The sequence below is a fragment of the Bacillus cereus genome (assembly GCF_002561295.1).
Classification (GTDB): Bacteria; Bacillota; Bacilli; order Bacillales; family Bacillaceae_G; genus Bacillus_A; species Bacillus_A cereus_S.
Map to the genome: position 1 here is coordinate 250,381 of NZ_NTUG01000005.1, position 19,685 is coordinate 270,065.

Below are 19,685 nucleotides of genomic sequence, written 5' to 3' on the forward strand. Positions count from 1 at the left end.
ATCAAGAAATAATATCGTAAATCTCAATTGCAACCATATCAATGTTATCGAATTGATATACTTGTGGCTTTTCGCCTTGTTGATACACTTCTAACTCATACATTTCACTTTTATCAAAAAATTTCACGCTACATTTACGTTCACCGTTCACTTCAAAATAGCGTTGTGCTACTTCACCGCTTTCAGCTTGTTCTTGTAGACTAACAAGTCGAGTTAAAATTCCTTGGAGTAGAGACATGAAATCTCCCCTTTCTCTAATCTGCCTACCAATAGGTTTTACAGCTATACTCATTCTATCCGTCATAACAGAAAAAATGTTCCACACTCTAGGATAAAGCTTCTTGGCAAGAAACTCAACTAAAATTTGTCGAAAAAAGAAGGAAAAAGCAGAAAGAAAATCTTTATCTTCCTTTATTGCGGTTTTTAAAGCTGCAGAATATAATAAAAAGCAGAAAAAGAGGAGGAATTACAATGAAAAAAATTGAGGTTTATACACAACCAGATTGTCCACCATGTACAATTGTAAAAGAATTTTTAAAGCACAATAACATAACGTACGAAGAATTCGATATCAAAAAGGATGCTTCTGCTCGCAATCGTCTTATGTATGACTATAACTCATACTCAACTCCAACCGTTGTCATTGATGGAGAGGTTGTCTCTGGTTTTCAAATTGAAAGATTACAACAATTACTAAATCTAGAACAGGAATAGGCATTGAGCTACCTATTCCTGTTCTTTCAATTCCTGTAATTTTTGCATTTCTGTCAAAAGTTGCTGACTCTCATGATAACCAGCCAGTTTCCATTTTCCTTCTTCTTTCTGCAGTGTAAGAATTTGATACTGTTCTTTTTTCATCCGTTCGTATACGTATAAAAGTCTATGTTCTTCATCATATGCCAATTTCGTTTGAGAAGTAAAAGAAAAAGGAGATTCGTTTGTAGGAAGTAAATATTCACCACTTCGTTTATCACCATTGCTGTTTTCATCCGTAAAAACTTGAAGGAAGTTATTTGTAAAATAAGGTGACAACGCATCATACATTTTATCCATCGATAACTGCTTGCCACGAATTGAAAATTGTGCCTCATATCCCTTTTGAATCGTTGTGAATACCTCTTTTCGATCTACTTTTATTTCTTCTTTACCAAGAACTGTTGTAACACTATACCCAACTAGAAAGGCAACACATAGAAATAGAACAAACCAAATTCCATACTTTCTCATTCTTTCACCTTCCTTTAACAGAGCTTGTCTTTGTAGTATTCATTGTAACAATGATTATGCACAGAAAGGGATGGTTTCGTTCGTAAAATCTTTACAATGATAGACAGCATTTTCACCATCTTTTTCACTATTACCAATTTATGATAAAAACAAACAAAAAAATGCACGAATTGCTTCGTGCATTAAAATAAAACATCTTCTTCATATAAAAATTCATAAGACAAATCAATAAATAAAAAATGTTCATCATCAATTGGAAAGGAAAATGTTCGTACCATCTCTCCTGTTTCTATATCTGCATATAAATCAGAGAGTCTAGCTTTATTTTCAAATCTCATTTTCATTATATTTTCTAAGAAATATGGGCGCCAGCTCCAATTTTTCATATAATACTCTGGCATAACAATCCATTCACCATCTTTTTTCATAATGTTTCCCGATTGCTGAAAGCCATCTTCATTGCAAATAAAGATCCGAAAACTATAATGCGATACATGTTGACTAAAATGTAATAGCCAATCATTCATATGTTCATTCTTTTTCTGTTTAGGTAAAACATTCCCAATTTGTTCACGTAACGTTTCCGTCAATTGATAAATTTTTTGTAGTTTTTTCTTTTCATGCTGAATAAATTGATGACATTCATTTCCAAGGCGTTCTTTTAAAATATTTGCTTCTATAAAGTCTGGCAAACACTCTTTCAAATAATTCCCTTGATAATATCTTCCACCATTTTTCCACGCGTATTGTAACTGGTAAAACGCGTCAATTTCCTCATATAATAATGTCGCACCAATTCGTCTCGCGAGTAGCGACAAGGAATATAAAATATCTTGATAAGATTGTAAAAGTGCAGTTTGTCTTAAATTGGTTAAATCTACCTTTAAAATGTCAGGTGCCAATACACTAATCCGTTCTAGGTTACTTGTACCCGTTCCTACTTTATTAATTGAAATTTGAATACCATATGTACGGTAATACATAAGTAAATGATTAAATTGTTCTATATCTTCCTTACACTCGTGCTCTGTTATTTCTAAGACGATACGCCCTAAGTTCAATCCTTTTTTTTCATACATTAACAGTAAATGAAGTAAACTTTCATCTTCATCATTCATTAATATGCTTGCATTACGATGTATAAACAATAAAAAATTTTGATTTGTTTCCAAATAGCGTTCTAATGCTTTTTCTACTATGACGTTATCCGCCTCTAGTTGGAATTCACCTGGAATGGAGTCATCATGAAAAAAAGAAGAAAGACTTTGTATCCCTTCTTCCGTCTCAATACGTCCTACTACCTCATATCCAATTACTGTATGTTCATCAGCGCTAAAAATAGCTTGATAATAAGGAAGGACTTTATCCAAATTACTCATTACATCTAATGCATCTACCAAAATGCTTCCCTCCCTTTACTTTTCAAAATTATAACATGATATGTATAGAAAAATAATAAAAATCCCTTCAGTTTTCCTGAAGGGATTAGAGGGGTAAAATGCTAAGGGGAATTAGCAATTCTACTATGAAGAAAAAAGAGGTCTTAAATATACCTTATATAAAACCTATTGTAAATACTTTTCTTTCATATGTCACAAATTCGTCACATTTTACCTTTGGATTCCCAAGGGATAATCCCTTGTTTCACGTTATACAATTCCTTTTTTAAAACGGGTACTGATGTAAATGCTGTCCACCATCCATTGTCATACATGTCCCATTTATGTATGCCGCCTCATCAGAGCATAGATAAAAAGCTAAGCCTGCTATTTCTTCTGGTGTACCAAGTCGGCCAAGTGGAACACTTTGCAATGTACGTTTGGCTGCCTCTTCTGAAATCCACAATTTATCAGCCCCACCTGTTCGTTCGATTGGTCCCGGAGCAATCGCATTGACCCTAATACCATATTTACGCCCCCACTCAACAGCAAGCGTTTTTGTCATCGCCAACACACCAGCTTTCGCCGAGGCAGAATGAATAACACCAGGCCCTGCATCCCATGCGTACGTTGCTACCATATTAATGATATTCCCTTTGATCCCCTTTTCAATCCAGTATTTCCCTACTGCTTGGCTACAATAAAAAGTCCCATTCAACACAATATTAATAACCGCATTCCACCCATTAATCGATAAATCTTCAGCATGACAAAGAAAATTTCCTGCGGCATTATTCACTAAAATATCAATACGGCCAAACTCTTCATCAACATATTCGATCATACGCTTTATATCTTCTATATTTCGAACGTCCATTTGTACTGTTAATACTTGTCCTGAAAATTGTTCAATCTCTTTTTTCGCCTCATCCAGCTTTTCTTGTGTACGTCCTGTAATAACAACACGTGCTCCTTCTCTTGCAAAGCGAGCAGCCATTCCTTTTCCCATTCCACTTGAACCACCTGTTATAATCGCTACTTTTTCTTTCAAAATTTCCCCTCCCCCAAAATGAATACACATTCATTTTACCATTTTATTTTACGAAAATCTTTATATTTTTAAACTTTTCTGATATCTTTAGGTAAAGAATTTTCTTTCAATACTATTTTTTAACATTTCATACTGTAACCCATGGCAAGAAATAAACGGAAAGGAGAGTCAAGTGACCTATAATGAATGGTCTATATACCATATAAACTGAGACTTGAATCAATGGAGGTCTTACTGCCCATTCATACGGGATAAACTTCCTTGTTCAGGCTATAGGTTCGCTCATATTCCTATGAAACAAATAACGAGAAGAAACTTTATAAAAACAGGAATACGCACTTGCCTCTATACTTGTGTTACAACTGGTCTCGGCTATTACTATGCAAAATATATAGAGCCGAATTTTCTTTCTTTAACACATCACACACTTCGTTCTTCACTTATTCCAAAAAACTTTCATGGTATGAAAATCATCCAATTTAGTGATTTACATTTAGGTTACTATTTCTCTCTTCAACACTTGTCTACAATCGTTTCAAAAATAAATAAGACTGCGCCTGATATTGTCCTCTTCACCGGTGATTTAATCGATGACTATCAAACATATAGTGAAACTCCTTTTGTTTCTGCAATTTTACGAAACATTCGTGCACCCTTTGGTAAATTTGCAATCTACGGAAACCATGATCACGGTGGGTATGGGACTGAATATTACAAGCAAATTATGAATGATGCAGGCTTTGAAGTATTGCAAAATACCGAGAAACGTATTCGTTTATTAGATAATAGCGAAATTTCTATTTTTGGAATCGATGATATTCTTCTTGGTAAGCCAAAAATTAGCAGCACATTACAACATGTGCAGAAAGAGCTGTATACAATTGTACTCGTACACGAACCCGATATAGCATCTGAAATTGCTAACTTCCCTGTAAATCTCCAACTTTCCGGGCATAGTCATGGTGGACAAGTACAACTCCCCTTTTTAGGAGCAATCGTTACTCCAGCATTAGCAAAGCGTTACATCGAGGGATTTTATCATATTGAAGAATTACTTCTTTATGTAAATCGCGGCCTAGGAAGAACGCGCGTTCCATTTCGTTTTCTATCCCGACCTGAAATTACAGTATTTACCCTTCAGCACTTATAATCTATAATTGCCTATTTTCTTATATATCCTTTCTTGTACTCGCTCATCCATGCTTTTTCACCATATGATAGCAATGAGTCCAATAAAGGAGGTTTTTACATGTACCCATACCCTCAGCCCTATCTAGTTCGGTCAGGACCTATTGGCCCAGTAAGTGACTCACGCTTCTTACCATTTTTCGGTGTTCCATTCTTAGCAGGACTTGCTGGTGGCTTAATTGGCGGCGCATTAGCATTTGGCCCTAGACCCCCTTACTATCCTCCGTACCCACCACCATATCCACCAACGCCGTTTCCTTGTTACGGAGGTCCGTGCCAACAACCATATTATTATTAATATACACAAAGACTATGAAAAAAAGCCTCTTCTAAATGAAGGGGCTTTTTTCGTCGTATTCTCATAATCTTAAATGTAAACTTTTACCTACTCACAAGTTATTAAACTTAAATATATAAATCCAAATTAACAACGAACATCAAACCATTCTTTTTAGATGAGAGAAAGCATCCGTTACTCTGCACCCGTATCTTGATAAGCCATTTTAAATAATTTCACTTGGCTATCAATCTCATGTGAACCATTATTTATTACATAATAATATTCACCATCTTTATTTTGTTCACGTGTTTTTACATTATCCGCTAAAATAAGTTGTAAGATTGCTTTTATTCTTGCCTTCATTTCAAACCCTAAAATCGGAAATGAAATTTCTACCCGCTTTTCCATGTTCCTTGTCATCCAATCAGCTGAAGATAGGTAGACCTTTTCGTCCCCATTATGATGAAAATAATAAATACGGCTATGTTCTAAATAACGCCCAACAAGGCTAATTACACGAATATTTTCACTTACATTTTGAATACCAGGTCGCAAGCAGCACGTTCCTCTAACAATCAGCTCGATTCTCACTCCAGCTTGTGATGCCTCATATAGTTTTTGAATTAACGGTTTATCTGTTAACGAGTTCATCTTTGCTACAATATGTCCATTTCCATATTGTTTATGATAACGAATCTCTTCATCAATCAACTCCATAAATTGATGACGTATATCAAACGGCGCTACTGACAAATGATGAAAATGCGGTTTTGTTGTATACCCACTCAAGTAATTAAAGAAATTTGTCGCATCTACTCCAAAATCTTTTCGGGATGTAATATAGCCAAAATCTGTATATAATTTTGCTGTCGCATCATTATAATTTCCAGTCCCTAAATGTACAAACCTTTCGATTTTTCCGTGTTTTCTTCTTACAACCAAAGTAATTTTACTATGTGTTTTCAAATGACTTACACCATAAATAACGTGGCAACCAGCTTGTTCAAGTTCCTTTGCCCAATGGACATTATTTTCTTCATCAAAACGAGCTTTTAATTCAACAAGTACAGTTACTTGTTTTCCTTTCTCAGCTGCTGTCTTTAATGCCTGAATAATCGAAGAATCCCCGCTTACACGATATAGCGTTTGTTTGATCGCTAACACATTCGGGTCATCTGCTGCATCACGCACAAAATCAATAACTGGTTGAAAAGATTCAAACGGATGATGTAATAGAATATCATGCTCGATCGCTTTTTCAAACACATCTTCTTCATCATCTAAATCTTGAGGTGGCTGTGGGATAAGAGCTGGATAAACAAGATGTTCATATAAAGGTGCTAATTTTTTGTATAAGGAGAATAGGCATGTTAAATCTAATGGCCCATCCATCATATATACATCTTCATCTTTCACTTCTAACACTTCATATAATAAGGCTAACACTCTTTCATCGACATGCTCTTTACCAATTTCTAAACGAACTGCTGCTCCCCACTTACGTTTTTTCAACTCTTTTTCAATTACTTTTAATAAATCACGCGCACCTTCTTCGTGAATTGTTAAATCTGCATTACGTGTAATTCGAAAACGAGTAACAGGGGATACTTTATATCCTGTAAATAATTTATGAGTAAAACTACTAATTACATCTTCTAATAAAATGAATTTATGTTTTTGATCTTCACTCGGTAAAAAAATAAAACGTTCAAGCAAAGATGGTACTTGTACAATTCCAAGCTTTGTCCGATTCTCTTCTTCTGTTTGCTTTTCATCATACAAAATAGTAGCTAAGTTTAAGCTTTTATTTAACAACATAGGAAACGGACGATATGCATCGATTGCCACAGGCGTTAACACTGGGAAAATTTGCTCGTCAAAATACTCTTCAATAAATTCACGTTGTTCTTTCGTTAAATCTTGAAATGTTAACGGCTCGATCCCTTCCATTTCAAGCGCTGGTAACACCGTATTTTTAAATGTATTATACTGAACTGTCATCAACTCATGAGCTTTCATTGCAATTTTATTTAGCTGTTGTTTTGGTGTTAAGCCAGCTTTATTTTCAGGTTGATTAAAGCCAGCCTTTACTTGATCTTTTATTCCAGCGACACGTACCATAAAAAACTCATCCAAATTTGAACTAAAAATACTAATAAACTTTAACCTTTCCAAAAGTGGATTACTTTCGTCTTGCGCCTCTTGCAACACACGTTCATTAAAAGCAAGCCAACTTAATTCACGGTTATTATAGTAAGCAGTATCGTTTAAATTCACAGAATTCTCCTTCATCAATTCCATTTCCCTTCACACTTCCCTTTGAAACTTTTTCAATATAATTTAGTTACATTTATTGTAGCAAATTCCAAATTATTTAAGTGTAAATTTTTTGTAAAGACGTCCGTACAACTTAACGTTTCTCCTCAAAAACCAATTGAATGTTCACCTTCAACACTTTTTCAAGCTGTTTTTTTTGCTTTTCAGCCTGTACTTTTTCTGCTAAAGCCGATTGTTCACATACAATATGCAAGACAAGGCCCTCTTTATTTTTTTTCACTTCAATCGTTTCAATCAATGCTCTTTGCCTTACATTTAAAGCAGCAGAAAATTGTAAAATCGCTCCTAACAAACGAATCTTTTTTTGTTCATTTTTATCAAACCACCCTTCAAATGGTTCCAAATGCTGCTTAAATAACATTTTTGACTTATAAGATGCGATAAGTGCAAGCCTAATACGCTCTTTATGCATCATTCCATCAATTGTTTTATTCGCCAACAAATAAAATGTATGTAGACGACTTGCTTCTGCATCTATGTATTTCCCAATATTAAATACCTTTGCAGCTTGATAAAAGATGCACCAATCTTTTTCTGAAAGAGAAATAACTTCAGCCGCTTCAAGCTGCCTACAAATTAGCGTTCCTTGCTTAATAAGTTGGACAACAAATTTCATATCCATTTCATATTCATAAGACAACAAGTGTAAACTCTCTTCTATCACATTTGGATAATAAGAAACACCTAAATTTTTTGTAAGTTCCTCGTAGAAAACACCTTCCCGTAATCCTTTCCTGCTTAATATAAAAGATGGAGCCTGTATTATATTTGTTAACATATAAAATACTTCTACTGCTGGAATAATTGTATCCGCCCGATCTTTTGCTAATCCATCTAATTTTTGTAATTCTGCAAAAGGTAGATTTTCTAATTCCTCGTTTACATTCTTTATATCTGCTTCCTTCATTTTATATAAATGTAAGCCTGCTATTGGATAAGAAATTATATTTTGATGAATCTTCACCATATTCCGAGCACTTCCACCTATTGCAATAAGAGGTAGCCTTTTTTCCTTTAACCACGGTAACGTTTCAAATTGATACCATAAATATCTTCTTAATTCCTCTAGTTCCTCTACAGTTGGTGTCTCATGATGAATAAATTGTTGTTTTAAAGAAAGCGCTCCAAAAGGAAAGCTATAATATTCTACAATTTCTCGATCTCGAAAATATGTAATCTCCGTACTTCCTCCACCGATATCGACCGTAATCCCTTCAGTAAAAGAAGTCGAATTCATCACAGCTAAATAACCATAGCGTGCTTCTTCATATTCAGATAAAACTCTAAGTACAAAATCAGTTTTTCCTTCTACAAATTTTTTTATCTCTTCTTGGTTTTTTGCTTGTCTAATCGTTGCTGTCGCAACACATAGCACATTATGTAATCCGTGAAACCGTGTGCTTTCTTGAAATTGAAGTAATGTTTGCAAAAGTGTATTCATTCCTTCTTCTATTAGCATGCCATCTATTAAATAATTTCTTAGCCGTGCCACAACTTTTGTATTTTCAATTTCTTTGTAGAAACCCCCATTTTGTTTTTCATAAATCACCAATCGCATTGTATTTGATCCAATATCAATAATGGCATATTGCTGTTTCAATATATCTTTCACACTTCTCACTCTTTCATTATCAATTTTCTAGAAAACGTTCCTATCACTATTATACAAAATAGTTGTTTTTTGTAACAATATTGCTTTAATATTGAAAATATATACAATCATTTTTTACATATAATAAAAACTACTTTTATTTATGCTATAATATTGAAAAACTAGAAAGGGGTCCCACTATGAAACCTTCACAACCACAGTCTCATTCACACAAACAACATTCTATTAATCGATTGGCTCAATCTATTTTCATTGTGAACCGGCATGCCAAGGCTGCTACAAACCCTAAATATTTATATTGGCTGAAAAAGATCGCTTTGGAACGGTTGATTAATGAAAAGAAAGCAATAAAAGAAGGGTTACATTTCTCTAGAAATCCACGTTTTAGTCAGCAACAATCAGATGTTCTCGTTCGATTAGGTGACTACTTTTTTCATATCCCTCCTACAAAAGATGATTTCAGTAACCTTCCGCATCTCGGTAACCTTGAATCTTCCTATAGAAACCCAAAAACCACTCTTTCTTTAGCAATAGCAAAAAAAACTCTCCAAGATTACATTGGACCTGAAGCACTAAAACAAGAAAAAAAATTAAACGAACCGATTCCTTGGTATCGCCGTACGTACACAAAAAAATAAAGCAGGTTTGGCCATAACGGCCAACCTGCTTTATTTTTTATCTTCTTTTATTTTAATGTTTGCTTGTTTATAAAATGCCACTTTTTCTGTATTATATGATTTTGTATATTCATTAAACTTATCTTTTTCAGCATCAATAGCTTTATAAGATTCGTTCACCGCTTTTACTTTATCACTAATATCTTTTAATTTTGCGTCTTTCTCTTGAAGCATTGTAAATAATTCTTTTTCTAACTTCAAAGATTTACTATAGTTATCATACATCTTCTTAAAAGACTCATGTCGTTTTTCATATGTATTTTTCACTTTATCTGCTTGTTCTTTTAGCTTACCATTTTCGATTTTTTTTACATATTTATCGACTGATTTTACTTCTTCTTGCGCTTTATTCAATGCTTCTTTTTCTTTATCAATCCCTTTCCCGCGTTCTGCTGTATTTTTCATTGCTTGATCTAACTTTTCTTTCACAGCTTGATTATTATCTTTTCCTTCTTGTACAATTTGACTATATAATGTTTGACCTTCTTTTTCTAATGTCTCTAATTTTTTCGCTTCCTCAAACATTGTTTTTTCTTGCTTCGCAGCATTTTCAAATGCTACATATAATTCCTCTTCTGGTTTTGGTCCAAAACAACCAGCTAATAATGTCATAGATAAAACTGTTATAATTGCTATTTTATTATATTTCAACTTCTTTTCCCCCTACAATCTTTTCATGTCCATTTTACACAGTGTAAACACTTACTTGCAACAATTTACAAATATTATTTTTATTTCCACAAAAGGAAAAGTGCAGGAATTGTTTCCCTACACTTTTAAATGAAAAACCATTGTGCAAAAATGCATTGACACATCCATCACAATTATATGATGTTTAAATCTATTTTTAAAGACTTTTATTACAAAAATCTGCTTTTTTGTAACAAAACAGAAAAAAATGTTACGAAAACTAATTTTTATACAACTATATGTTTCTATAACAATTATATTTTCCTACAAAACAAAAAAATGGACGTTCTTATTGTCCATTTCTCCTTACAACTTGTATTCATCTTCTTTTTCATTTCATATATATAGTATATATCCTTAACAGAAAGGAGAAAAAAATGCTACAAAAATCAAATATATCAGACATCATTCGTTTTTTAGCTGGATTTCTCTTATCATTAAAACTATTATTTGAATCGTTCGGGCTGTCTTTTATTACAAATGACCAAATTGATGCAATCATAAATGTTGCTTCTTTCTTATTCATTTTATACTTCGGATATAAAAATAACTATGTAGGAAAAAAAGGCTTGGAACAAAAAGAATTACTAAAGAAACATAATCTTCATTAAAAAAGGAACCCATGTCCGGGTTCCTTTTTATTGTATCAAAATCACTTCTTTTGTTTGTAGTGGTCCATATAATCGACCGTTTTGTTGGAACGTGTATGTAGCACGTAATGAAATACTAGACGGAATTTGTATACGTGTTGCTTTCACCTGACAGATTAATTGTGCCTTTTCACCCGATCGTAATTCATCAATACGCCATCTTACAAGTTGAAATAAAAACTCTCCTGTTCCTTTATTTGCGTGTAATGTATTAGGAATATATGCAAAATGATCTCGAATCATATGACTAACAATTATATGAGAAACTTCTTCATTCCCTATATTTTCAACTTCTAATTGAATAAAAAGAATTTCATGTACACCATAAACAACTTTTTCTGAAAAATCCTTCTCTTTTTGACTGCGAATTTGTAATGTTACTTCTAAATTCGGATTAGATTGTTTGTTCGTAACTGCTTTAGAACTACCTTCCATCCATATAACAGGCTGTAAAGACAAAGGGAACCATTCTTTATCTAAACTTATCTCCCACATTTTCACAATAACAATTCACCTCATTCCAGATGTTATGATCTGTACAAATTTGTTCTGCTCTCTTCCATAATAAAACACCCTTCTTCACTTCGTTCCCTTCAAAACATCTTCCTATTTTCTCTCAATAAAAATATACGTTTTCAACATTGTTATCTTTCTTCTTTATCTTATTCGACAACCCAATAAAAAAACCATTTTAAATAGCCGTGCACCATACCACTCATTAATTTCCTTTTGTTTCTTCCAATATAAAACCCACACCAATCAGACTTTTACGAGCAGTGGATCTTCCTTCCATCGTATTTCAAGGTGAAAGTATCACTGTCCGTTCATGTAAAATAGAGTAAAAAGATTTACCTTTTAGTCAAATTTGACTATAATAAAAGAAATCGTGAAATCGTAGTCGTTACATAAAGACATACTAAAACAAGGACTACTAATAGGGTTTTCCTAACGAGCAATGAATCTTATATAAAGGAGGGGTATGTTTGCAAGAACAAACATCTCAAAACAAAGTAAGTAAAACAAAATTTGTCGTCGCCGGATTATTACTCGGTATTCTAATGGCAGCGATGGATAATACAATCGTTGCCACCGCTATGGCGACAATTGTTGGAGACCTAGGGGGATTCGATAAATTTGTTTGGGTCACATCAGCTTATATGGTAGCAACAATGGCCGGTATGCCGATTTTCGGAAAACTTTCGGATATGTATGGTCGTAAACGTTTTTACATCGGTGGATTACTTCTTTTCTTACTCGGTTCTATCCTTTGCGGTACAGCAACAAGCATTGAACAGCTAAGTATTTACAGAGCAATCCAGGGAATTGGTGGCGGTGCCCTTATGCCAATTGCCTTCACAATCATGTATGATATATTCCCGCCAGAAAAACGCGGAAAAATGACTGGATTATTTGGAGCAGTTTTTGGAACATCAAGTGTGTTTGGCCCTTTATTAGGTGCTTATATTACAGATTATATAAGTTGGCACTGGGTCTTTTATATCAATATTCCATTAGGACTTATTTCTTTCATCTTCATTTCAAAGTACTACAAAGAATCTCTACAATATAAAAAACAAAAAATCGATTGGGCTGGTGCTGTTACACTTGTAATAAGCATTGTTTGCTTAATGTTTGCACTAGAACTTGGCGGTAAAGAATATGCATGGAATTCTAATATGATTCTTGGGTTATTTACTACATTTGCTATTATGCTTCTTATCTTCTTTTTCGTAGAAAGACGTGCAATAGAGCCAATTATTTCTTTCCATTTATTTAAAAAGCGTTTATTTGCAGCCAGTCAAGGTGTTGCCTTTTTCTATGGAGCCGCTTTTATTATTTGCACAGTCTATATTCCAATTTTTATCCAAGGTGTCCTTGGTGGTTCGGCATCCAATGCTGGACTAATTTTAACACCGATGATGGTTGGTTCTGTAATCGGAAGCCAAACTGGTGGACAACTCGCTTCTCGAACGAGTTACCGTAACATTATGATTGTGTCTGGCATTTTCTTTGTACTTGGTATCTATTTACTTAGCACTTTAACAATGGACACACCGCGTACACTTGTAACACTCTTTATGATTCTCGCCGGGCTTGGAGTTGGCTTCTCTTTTTCTGTTTTAAGTATGTCTTCCATTCACAATTTAGATATGAGAGACCGAGGTTCTGCCACATCTACAAACTCATTCTTCCGTTCTCTTGGCATGACTCTCGGTGTAACAATTTTCGGGACTATTCAAAACCATATCTTCACTGATAAATTAAAAACTGTTTTCCCTCCAGAGTTAGCAAAAATGGCACCAAAAAGCGGGGATACAAGCTTTTTATTATCACCAAATGCCACTGAAAACATCCCACCACAAATATTGGATGGGATTAAACAAGCACTAGCAACATCAATTGCCGATACATTTTTCTGGGCACTTATTCCAGCTACCCTAAGTATCATCTGCATTACAATGATGGGTAAAGAGCGTCTCTTAACCGGAATAACAAAAAAACAGAAACAAGTAAGTTAATATACAAAAAAATGAAACGGTATATCTCTTTATGTAAAGCGATATACCGTTTATAATATGTATAAAGTTTATATTACAGGAGTTGAGACAGCGTGAGTATGAAACTAGTCATTCTCGGCTTACTACTCGAAGGAGACAAACATCCATATGAAGTGCAACATACAATGAAAGAGCGTCAAATGGATTGTTATATTAAATATGCAAAAGGCTCCCTCTACTACGCGTTTGAACAATTAGAAAAACAAGGAGCAATTGCGGTTACAAGCGTAGTACGAGATACAAATCGACCAGATAAGACTATTTTCCATATAACTGAAACGGGAAGAAAACTTTTCCATTCGCTGCTTTTAAAGCAATTCGAGGCAAAAAACCAAATTTATAAACCAATCTATTCAGCACTATCCTTTGCTCATTTCGGTGATGAAAAAACGATTCTTCCAATTTTAGAGAAAAAGAGAGATGACACGATTCAATATTTACATACGATGCAATCCATATACGAGCATAGCAAGGAAAATGTTTCTCGTGCACAGCTTTATATTTTAAAAAGTGTTATTGAACACATTACTGTTGAATTACGTTGGCTAAATGAACTTCACAAAGATGCAAGTGCCGGTTGTCTTTCTAAAATTGGCACAGATACGTAATAAACTTAACCATCGCTTATCATCTTCCCAATTGCTTATAAGAACCTTTATTCATTAGGTTCTTATAAGCAATTTTTTATAAAGTGAAACTTTAACCAGTAAGAGGGCGCTTCATCCTCGCTAGCTATTATTCCCCGTTTTCCCTTTGAATCTTGATATAGATGCCTTACTGCCCGCGAATAGCGAGATAAATCAACACTCTAATCACCTAATTTTATTAAAATAATAAAAATTAAAAATTTACAAATATTCTTATTTCAAAACAGTAGACAAAATTTAAAAAATTGTGTTAAAATTTGTTTCAATATCATATTCGCTTGTTAAATTCCTTTCATAAAGGAAAATAGGTACCCGAAATTTTTTATTTCGTGTTTAAAAGGGAAGCTTGGTGAAATTCCAACGCGGTCCCGCCACTGTAAGTGCAGAGACTTCTTTTCTATACCACTGTGAAAAACGGGAAGGTGAAAGAAATCGTATAAAGCATAAGCCAGGAGACCTGCCTATTTTAACAACACTGATAGACTCACGGATGATGATTAGGTGTTATGAACGAGGAGAAAGGTCTATTTTTTGTACCTTTATACTTTTCGTTACACGCATTTCCGAGTAAACGGAAATGCTTACTTTCAATTAGGGAGGAATTTTAAATGGCAATTCAAACAAGTAATTTAGGGTATCCACGTATTGGATTACACCGCGAATGGAAAAAAACGTTAGAAGCTTTTTGGTCAAATAAGATTGATGAGCAACAATTTTCAGCAACAATGAAAGAGCTTCGGCTTCAACATGTGAAAGTTCAACAAGAAAAAGGAATCGATTTAATTCCAATTGGCGACTTTACATACTACGATCATGTACTGGATACGGCCTATATGCTTGGCTTCATTCCGTCACGCTTTTCAGAATTTTCTTCTTATCTTGATGTATATTTCGCAATGGCACGTGGCTCCAAAGATCACGTTGCTTCCGAAATGACAAAATGGTTCAATACAAACTATCATTATATTGTTCCTGAATATGAAGAAGGATTAGAGATTTCTCTAAAAGACAACCGACCACTTCGCTTATATGAGGAAGCAAAACAAGAATTAGGCATCGATGGAAAACCAGTTATATTAGGACCTTATACATTCCTAAAATTAGCAAAAGGTTATAAACAAGAGCAATTTACAACTATTTTAAACCAACTAGTTGCACCATATGTACAACTATTAACTGAATTACATGAAGCAGGCGCACGCTTCGTACAAATTGATGAGCCGATTTTTGCATCTTTAACAAAGGCAGAAATTGCAGAAGCTAAAGCTCTTTATGAAACAATTCGTAAAGAAGTGCCACATGCATCTCTTATTCTACAAACTTATTTTGATAGTGTAGAAGAAAACTATGAAGAAATTATTACATTCCCTGTATCCGGCATTGGATTGGACTTTGTTCACGGTAAGGAAGGTAATGTAAAAGCTGTTTTAGAGCATGGTTTCCCAAATGACAAAATCTTAGCTGTCGGTTGTATAGATGGCCGTAACATTTGGAGAGCCGATCTTGATGAGGTTCTCTCTTTATTCAACACATTAAAAGACCATGTGGCACCAAAAGATTGGATTATTCAACCTTCTTGTAGTTTACTGCACACTCCAATTGACAAAACAGAAGAAACACATTTATCAAAAGAACTATTTGATGCTCTTGCATTTGCAAATCAAAAATTAGAAGAACTTACGCTAATTAAACGTTCCCTTTCTGAAGGACTAGAAAGTGTTAGTACGGAATTAGCTACTTACCGCACTGCTCATGAAGCAATACGTTCTTCAGCCGCTCGTAATCGTGAAGATGTGAAAGTAGCACGCGCAACTCTTAAAGAAGAAGACTTTTCTCGTCCTCTTCCATTTGAACAGCGCTATGCATTGCAACAAGAAGCATTACAATTACCACTACTTCCAACAACAACAATCGGTAGCTTCCCACAAACTACTGAAGTGCGTCAAACACGTAAACAATGGCGAAGCGGTGATATTACAAACGAACAATATGAACAATTTATCAAAAATGAAACCGAGAAATGGATTCGTCATCAAGAAAATATTGGTCTTGATGTACTTGTGCATGGTGAATTTGAAAGAACTGATATGGTGGAATATTTCGGTGAACGACTTGCTGGATTCTCTTTCACTAAGAACGGTTGGGTACAATCGTACGGCTCTCGTTGTGTAAAACCACCTGTAATTTACGGTGATGTTGCCTTTATTAACGGAATGACAATTAAGGAAACTGCATATGCACAAAGCCTTACAGATAAAGTTGTAAAAGGTATGCTAACAGGTCCTGTAACAATTCTAAATTGGTCATTCGTTCGAAATGATATTTCACGAAAAGAAGTTTCATATCAAATTGCATTGGCACTTCGCCATGAAATTGAATTACTTGAATCTTCTGGTATCCGTGTTATTCAAGTCGACGAACCAGCACTTCGCGAAGGGATGCCGCTAAAAGAGAAAGATTGGGACGCATATATTACATGGGCTGTTCAATCATTCCTTCTAGCAACTTCTTCTGTAGCGAATGAAACACAAATTCATACACATATGTGTTACAGTAACTTTGAGGATATCGTAGATGCAATTCGCGCATTAGATGCCGATGTTATTTCTATCGAAACATCAAGAAGTCATGGTGAATTTATTCATACATTAGAGCATACAACATATGAAAAAGGAATCGGTTTAGGAGTTTATGATATTCATAGCCCTCGTGTTCCAAGTAAAGATGAGATGTATACAATTGTAGAACAATCCTTAAAAGTATGTGATCCAAAATACTTCTGGATTAATCCAGACTGCGGTTTAAAAACAAGAAGAACAGAAGAAGTTTTACCTGCTTTAGAGCATATGGTTCAAGCTGCTAAAGAGGCTCGCTCTCTTCTAACAACAAACGCATAATGAAAAAATAGGGTGCCCTTTAGGGCATCCTATTTTTTTCAACTAGCTTTCCTCTCAAATTAAGCAGACACTATCATGTGAAAATGATAAAAAAACAAGCTACGTTCATCATTAATAACAAACTAGTACAAATAAAGTGAAACTTTAANNCACCAATTGGGCTTTTACGGGCAGTTGATCCCTCACCTACCTTCCTCGTTTCTCTCTGAATCTTGAGGTGGGGGTTTTACTGCCCGTTAATGCGGGATAAAAATTAAACTAAAATCCAAAAAAAGCCACATCGCAGTGACTTTTTCATTCTTTCTTTTCAAAAAACAGTTCGTATCGGACTCTATAAAGCTCATCATCTGTCGGTTCTTCAAGCGGGATCGCTTGCATCACTAACATATATTCACCTTGCGGAATAGAAATATGTAATTTACTTGAAAGAATGCTACTTATAAAAACACCCTCATTACCTACAGTAAAAGGTGCTGATATCGTTCTCATTATCTCTTCTTTCTCAACGTGTTTTCCTACAGATACTTCGATTTCACACGTATAATCAGATATTGCCTCAAAAATAATTACACCTTCTGCTTCAGCATAACCTCTCTCAAAATCTTCATTCGTCCAGTCTACATAAGGCTGTTCTCCATCATAATTCATCACAATCAATTGCGAATAGGAAATTGTTAATTCCATACATATCATCCCCTTCAATCACTGATTAGAATAGCGTACTACTACTTCACTATAAACTTCACGCGCGTACCGTCTGGATACTTATCTAGTTTATTCCCAACCCACGAACCGGCACCTCTATTATCGGCTGGACTAATATATTCAATATGTGCACCTTTCCCGCCCTCTTTACACATTGCCATTGGCCATTCATCACGATCATACCCTTTTTTAGATGGATATGGAGCTAATGACAATTTTCTTCTATCAGCTGCACCACTTCGATCAATCGTGCACACTTTCGAATGTCCTTCTTTCATCGCAGTTGTAATATGTTTTCCTGTTTCAGGATAGCGTTCTTTTGGAAATTCTAGAACTTGATCATATGTAACTTCTTTCTGGTTCTTTGGTTCCTCTGGTATAAACGCTTCATAAACAGCAACCAAAATAGAAAGAATCGCAATAATCGAAATGATAATGCCTTTTAATTGTTTCATATATGTACCTCCGTTTTTAAGCCAATTTCTTTTCCTTGGCTATTATAACAAACTTTCTCGATACATGTTTTCAGACATTATTTTATCCCTACCTCTTCTTTACGCCAAAAACATTCATTTTTATGCAACTTTTCGCTAATCATGTAGAAAACTTCTAGACTTCCGACATTCTTTTTCAAAGGAAGTCCAAATAAAGAAATGGAATTTGTATATACGATACTTTTTGGGGAGGAAATGTTATGGAGGCGACATATAAAACGAAGGATGTTACAAATAAAACAGGAATCCCGAAACATATAGTTCGAAAATACAGTCAAATTTTAGAAGAAAGTGGTTATATAATCGCTAAAACCGCTGATGCTCGTATATATAAAATGGATGATATGAAGCTTTTAAAATCAATTCACGAACGAGCAGCCACACTACAAGAAGATATTACAGAAACAATCTCTATTATTTTAAAAGAAAAAGAGAATCCACCTGTGCCGATGATAAAGAAAAATCAAGAAGTTCAACCGAAAGAAGAAGGTCGAAACTTCGAAGAATTTATGCTAAAACTTGAGATGCTCGCACAATTAAACGAAGCAATTATTCATCAAAACTCAACCTTAATTACACAAAATCGCTTAAAAGATGAAAAACTAGATGAATTAATGCAACAAGTCTACGTAAAAGAAGGAACACAGGAAGAAATGCTACAAAAACTTATTGATCATGCCGCTCAAACAGATGCCCTACAAAAAGAAAAAATGGACTTATTAATGAATCATATGTATAAGCGTGAATCCAAGCAAGAAGAAAAAATGAATAAACTTGTCAATCAAGTTTATTCGAAAGATAGCAATCGAGATGCGCAACTTATGCAAGTTATTCGTGAAATTCAAGAGACAAAACGACTAGTCGCCGCCTCAAAAGAGCAAAGTTTATTTCAGTCATTTAAAAATTTATTTGTTCGAGTCAAACCAGAAAAAACAAATGAATAAATTAAAATCTTCATCGCTAGCTTCCATTACTCAATGGTAGCAGTTTTACAGACCTTTCACTTTCACGTATATAAAATTTAACTTTTGACATATAAGCCGCTCACCTGAAGAAGAAACAGTGATTGCTACTTGTTGTCTCTTTCTGTTTTGCTTCGCACGGGGCAGGAAAAGGATCTGACCGCTTCTATGCATGGCTGGATCCTCTCTCTACTAAAAAGAAAGGGAGTATGTCGGTTTTTTAATTTGCATTTGAGTTTTCACATATAAATCATGGCTATGAGGAAAAAGAGGACCTATTCTTATTCTACTTTGCACGGGGCAGAAAAGGATCTGACCGCTTCTATGCATG

The 19,685-nt window shown here is 34.5% G+C and carries 19 protein-coding genes and 1 riboswitch; of the genes, 9 read left to right on the forward strand and 10 right to left on the reverse strand.

All coding sequences use genetic code 11. From position 1 onward, the window contains the following. Position 1 precedes the first annotated feature (1 nt). Positions 2 to 238, reverse strand: a complete 237-nt coding sequence (locus tag CN373_RS04720) for a YkuJ family protein (protein WP_000055151.1) — start codon at positions 236 to 238, stop codon at positions 2 to 4. A 233-nt stretch (positions 239 to 471) separates the two neighbouring features. Here CN373_RS04720 and CN373_RS04725 point away from each other — a divergent pair, with 233 nt between their 5' ends. After that, positions 472 to 714, forward strand: coding sequence for a glutaredoxin family protein (locus CN373_RS04725; protein ID WP_000717869.1), 243 nt, complete (start codon positions 472 to 474; stop codon positions 712 to 714). A 12-nt stretch (positions 715 to 726) separates the two neighbouring features. Here CN373_RS04725 and CN373_RS04730 read toward each other — a convergent pair whose 3' ends face one another. The 3 genes from CN373_RS04730 to fadH form a co-directional block, all read right to left on the reverse strand. Next, complete coding sequence (locus CN373_RS04730) at positions 727 to 1,227, reverse strand: DUF3993 domain-containing protein (RefSeq protein ID WP_001233797.1); 501 nt, start codon at positions 1,225 to 1,227, stop codon at positions 727 to 729. A gap of 182 nt (positions 1,228 to 1,409) precedes the next feature. Continuing rightward, entirely contained in the window at positions 1,410 to 2,627 is a 1,218-nt protein-coding gene (locus tag CN373_RS04735) for an EAL domain-containing protein (RefSeq protein ID WP_000227268.1), read from the reverse strand. Between the two features lie 265 nt (positions 2,628 to 2,892). Then, positions 2,893 to 3,657: a 2,4-dienoyl-CoA reductase gene (fadH, locus tag CN373_RS04740; RefSeq protein WP_000660861.1), complete on the reverse strand. Its 765-nt coding sequence runs from the start codon at positions 3,655 to 3,657 to the stop codon at positions 2,893 to 2,895. Positions 3,658 to 3,949: 292 nt separating this feature from the next. On the opposite strand from fadH, the gene CN373_RS04745 reads away from it, so the two are divergent. Together CN373_RS04745 and CN373_RS04750 are read left to right on the forward strand one after the other, a co-directional pair. Further along, on the forward strand, positions 3,950 to 4,807 hold the full coding sequence (locus CN373_RS04745; protein ID WP_000810022.1) for a metallophosphoesterase: 858 nt from the start codon (positions 3,950 to 3,952) through the stop codon (positions 4,805 to 4,807). A 99-nt stretch (positions 4,808 to 4,906) separates the two neighbouring features. Continuing rightward, entirely contained in the window at positions 4,907 to 5,143 is a 237-nt protein-coding gene (locus CN373_RS04750; protein ID WP_000283723.1) for a hypothetical protein, read from the forward strand. 174 nt (positions 5,144 to 5,317) lie between these two features. Here CN373_RS04750 and CN373_RS04755 read toward each other — a convergent pair whose 3' ends face one another. After that, positions 5,318 to 7,426: an RNA degradosome polyphosphate kinase gene (locus CN373_RS04755; protein WP_000422305.1), complete on the reverse strand. Its 2,109-nt coding sequence runs from the start codon at positions 7,424 to 7,426 to the stop codon at positions 5,318 to 5,320. A 109-nt stretch (positions 7,427 to 7,535) separates the two neighbouring features. Then, positions 7,536 to 9,074, reverse strand: coding sequence for a Ppx/GppA family phosphatase (locus CN373_RS04760; RefSeq protein WP_000651759.1), 1,539 nt, complete (start codon positions 9,072 to 9,074; stop codon positions 7,536 to 7,538). Positions 9,075 to 9,253: 179 nt separating this feature from the next. Here CN373_RS04760 and CN373_RS04765 point away from each other — a divergent pair, with 179 nt between their 5' ends. Next, positions 9,254 to 9,712 (forward strand): YkyB family protein, encoded by a 459-nt coding sequence (locus CN373_RS04765; RefSeq protein ID WP_000804852.1) that lies wholly within the window; start codon positions 9,254 to 9,256, stop codon positions 9,710 to 9,712. Positions 9,713 to 9,742: 30 nt separating this feature from the next. On the opposite strand, the gene CN373_RS04770 is transcribed toward CN373_RS04765, so the two are convergent. Next, positions 9,743 to 10,363, reverse strand: coding sequence for a YkyA family protein (locus CN373_RS04770; protein WP_098358959.1), 621 nt, complete (start codon positions 10,361 to 10,363; stop codon positions 9,743 to 9,745). 455 nt (positions 10,364 to 10,818) lie between these two features. Between CN373_RS04770 and CN373_RS04775 the strand changes: the two genes are divergently transcribed. Next, complete coding sequence (locus CN373_RS04775) at positions 10,819 to 11,052, forward strand: phage holin (RefSeq protein WP_000939638.1); 234 nt, start codon at positions 10,819 to 10,821, stop codon at positions 11,050 to 11,052. Between the two features lie 27 nt (positions 11,053 to 11,079). Here the strand turns inward: CN373_RS04775 and CN373_RS04780 are convergent, their stop codons facing one another. After that, positions 11,080 to 11,592, reverse strand: a complete 513-nt coding sequence (locus CN373_RS04780; RefSeq protein ID WP_000784853.1) for a hypothetical protein — start codon at positions 11,590 to 11,592, stop codon at positions 11,080 to 11,082. Between the two features lie 482 nt (positions 11,593 to 12,074). Here CN373_RS04780 and CN373_RS04785 point away from each other — a divergent pair, with 482 nt between their 5' ends. From CN373_RS04785 to metE, 3 genes are all read left to right on the forward strand, one after another. Beyond that, positions 12,075 to 13,610: an MDR family MFS transporter gene (locus CN373_RS04785; RefSeq protein WP_001157824.1), complete on the forward strand. Its 1,536-nt coding sequence runs from the start codon at positions 12,075 to 12,077 to the stop codon at positions 13,608 to 13,610. Between the two features lie 92 nt (positions 13,611 to 13,702). Beyond that, positions 13,703 to 14,257, forward strand: coding sequence for a PadR family transcriptional regulator (locus tag CN373_RS04790; protein ID WP_000062083.1), 555 nt, complete (start codon positions 13,703 to 13,705; stop codon positions 14,255 to 14,257). A 328-nt stretch (positions 14,258 to 14,585) separates the two neighbouring features. Continuing rightward, a riboswitch (cobalamin riboswitch) is annotated at positions 14,586 to 14,775 on the forward strand. Positions 14,776 to 14,904: 129 nt separating this feature from the next. After that, positions 14,905 to 17,193, forward strand: a complete 2,289-nt coding sequence (gene metE, locus CN373_RS04795) for a 5-methyltetrahydropteroyltriglutamate--homocysteine S-methyltransferase (RefSeq protein WP_001007586.1) — start codon at positions 14,905 to 14,907, stop codon at positions 17,191 to 17,193. Positions 17,194 to 17,487: 294 nt separating this feature from the next. Here the strand turns inward: metE and comJ are convergent, their stop codons facing one another. After that, positions 17,488 to 17,877, reverse strand: a complete 390-nt coding sequence (gene comJ, locus CN373_RS04800; RefSeq protein WP_000424010.1) for a competence protein ComJ — start codon at positions 17,875 to 17,877, stop codon at positions 17,488 to 17,490. Between the two features lie 41 nt (positions 17,878 to 17,918). Beyond that, entirely contained in the window at positions 17,919 to 18,353 is a 435-nt protein-coding gene (gene nucA, locus CN373_RS04805) for a DNA-entry nuclease (protein ID WP_000811490.1), read from the reverse strand. 239 nt (positions 18,354 to 18,592) lie between these two features. Between nucA and CN373_RS04810 the strand changes: the two genes are divergently transcribed. After that, on the forward strand, positions 18,593 to 19,336 hold the full coding sequence (locus CN373_RS04810; RefSeq protein ID WP_000388457.1) for a DUF3967 domain-containing protein: 744 nt from the start codon (positions 18,593 to 18,595) through the stop codon (positions 19,334 to 19,336). The last annotated feature ends 349 nt before the right edge of the window (positions 19,337 to 19,685 follow it).

Bases quoted from the DNA above. Each gene is read 5' to 3' on its own strand.
- CN373_RS04810 (WP_000388457.1), top strand. From the start codon at position 18,593: ATGGAGGCGACATATAAAACGAAGGATGTTACAAATAAAACAGGAATC.
- metE (WP_001007586.1), top strand. From the start codon at position 14,905: ATGGCAATTCAAACAAGTAATTTAGGGTATCCACGTATTGGATTACAC.
- CN373_RS04745 (WP_000810022.1), top strand. From the start codon at position 3,950: ATGAAACAAATAACGAGAAGAAACTTTATAAAAACAGGAATACGCACT.
- comJ (WP_000424010.1), bottom strand. From the start codon at position 17,877: ATGGAATTAACAATTTCCTATTCGCAATTGATTGTGATGAATTATGAT.
- CN373_RS04750 (WP_000283723.1), top strand. From the start codon at position 4,907: ATGTACCCATACCCTCAGCCCTATCTAGTTCGGTCAGGACCTATTGGC.
- CN373_RS04725 (WP_000717869.1), top strand. From the start codon at position 472: ATGAAAAAAATTGAGGTTTATACACAACCAGATTGTCCACCATGTACA.
- CN373_RS04755 (WP_000422305.1), bottom strand. From the start codon at position 7,426: ATGGAATTGATGAAGGAGAATTCTGTGAATTTAAACGATACTGCTTAC.
- CN373_RS04765 (WP_000804852.1), top strand. From the start codon at position 9,254: ATGAAACCTTCACAACCACAGTCTCATTCACACAAACAACATTCTATT.
- nucA (WP_000811490.1), bottom strand. From the start codon at position 18,353: ATGAAACAATTAAAAGGCATTATCATTTCGATTATTGCGATTCTTTCT.
- CN373_RS04775 (WP_000939638.1), top strand. From the start codon at position 10,819: ATGCTACAAAAATCAAATATATCAGACATCATTCGTTTTTTAGCTGGA.
- CN373_RS04720 (WP_000055151.1), bottom strand. From the start codon at position 238: ATGTCTCTACTCCAAGGAATTTTAACTCGACTTGTTAGTCTACAAGAA.
- CN373_RS04730 (WP_001233797.1), bottom strand. From the start codon at position 1,227: ATGAGAAAGTATGGAATTTGGTTTGTTCTATTTCTATGTGTTGCCTTT.
- CN373_RS04770 (WP_098358959.1), bottom strand. From the start codon at position 10,363: ATGACATTATTAGCTGGTTGTTTTGGACCAAAACCAGAAGAGGAATTA.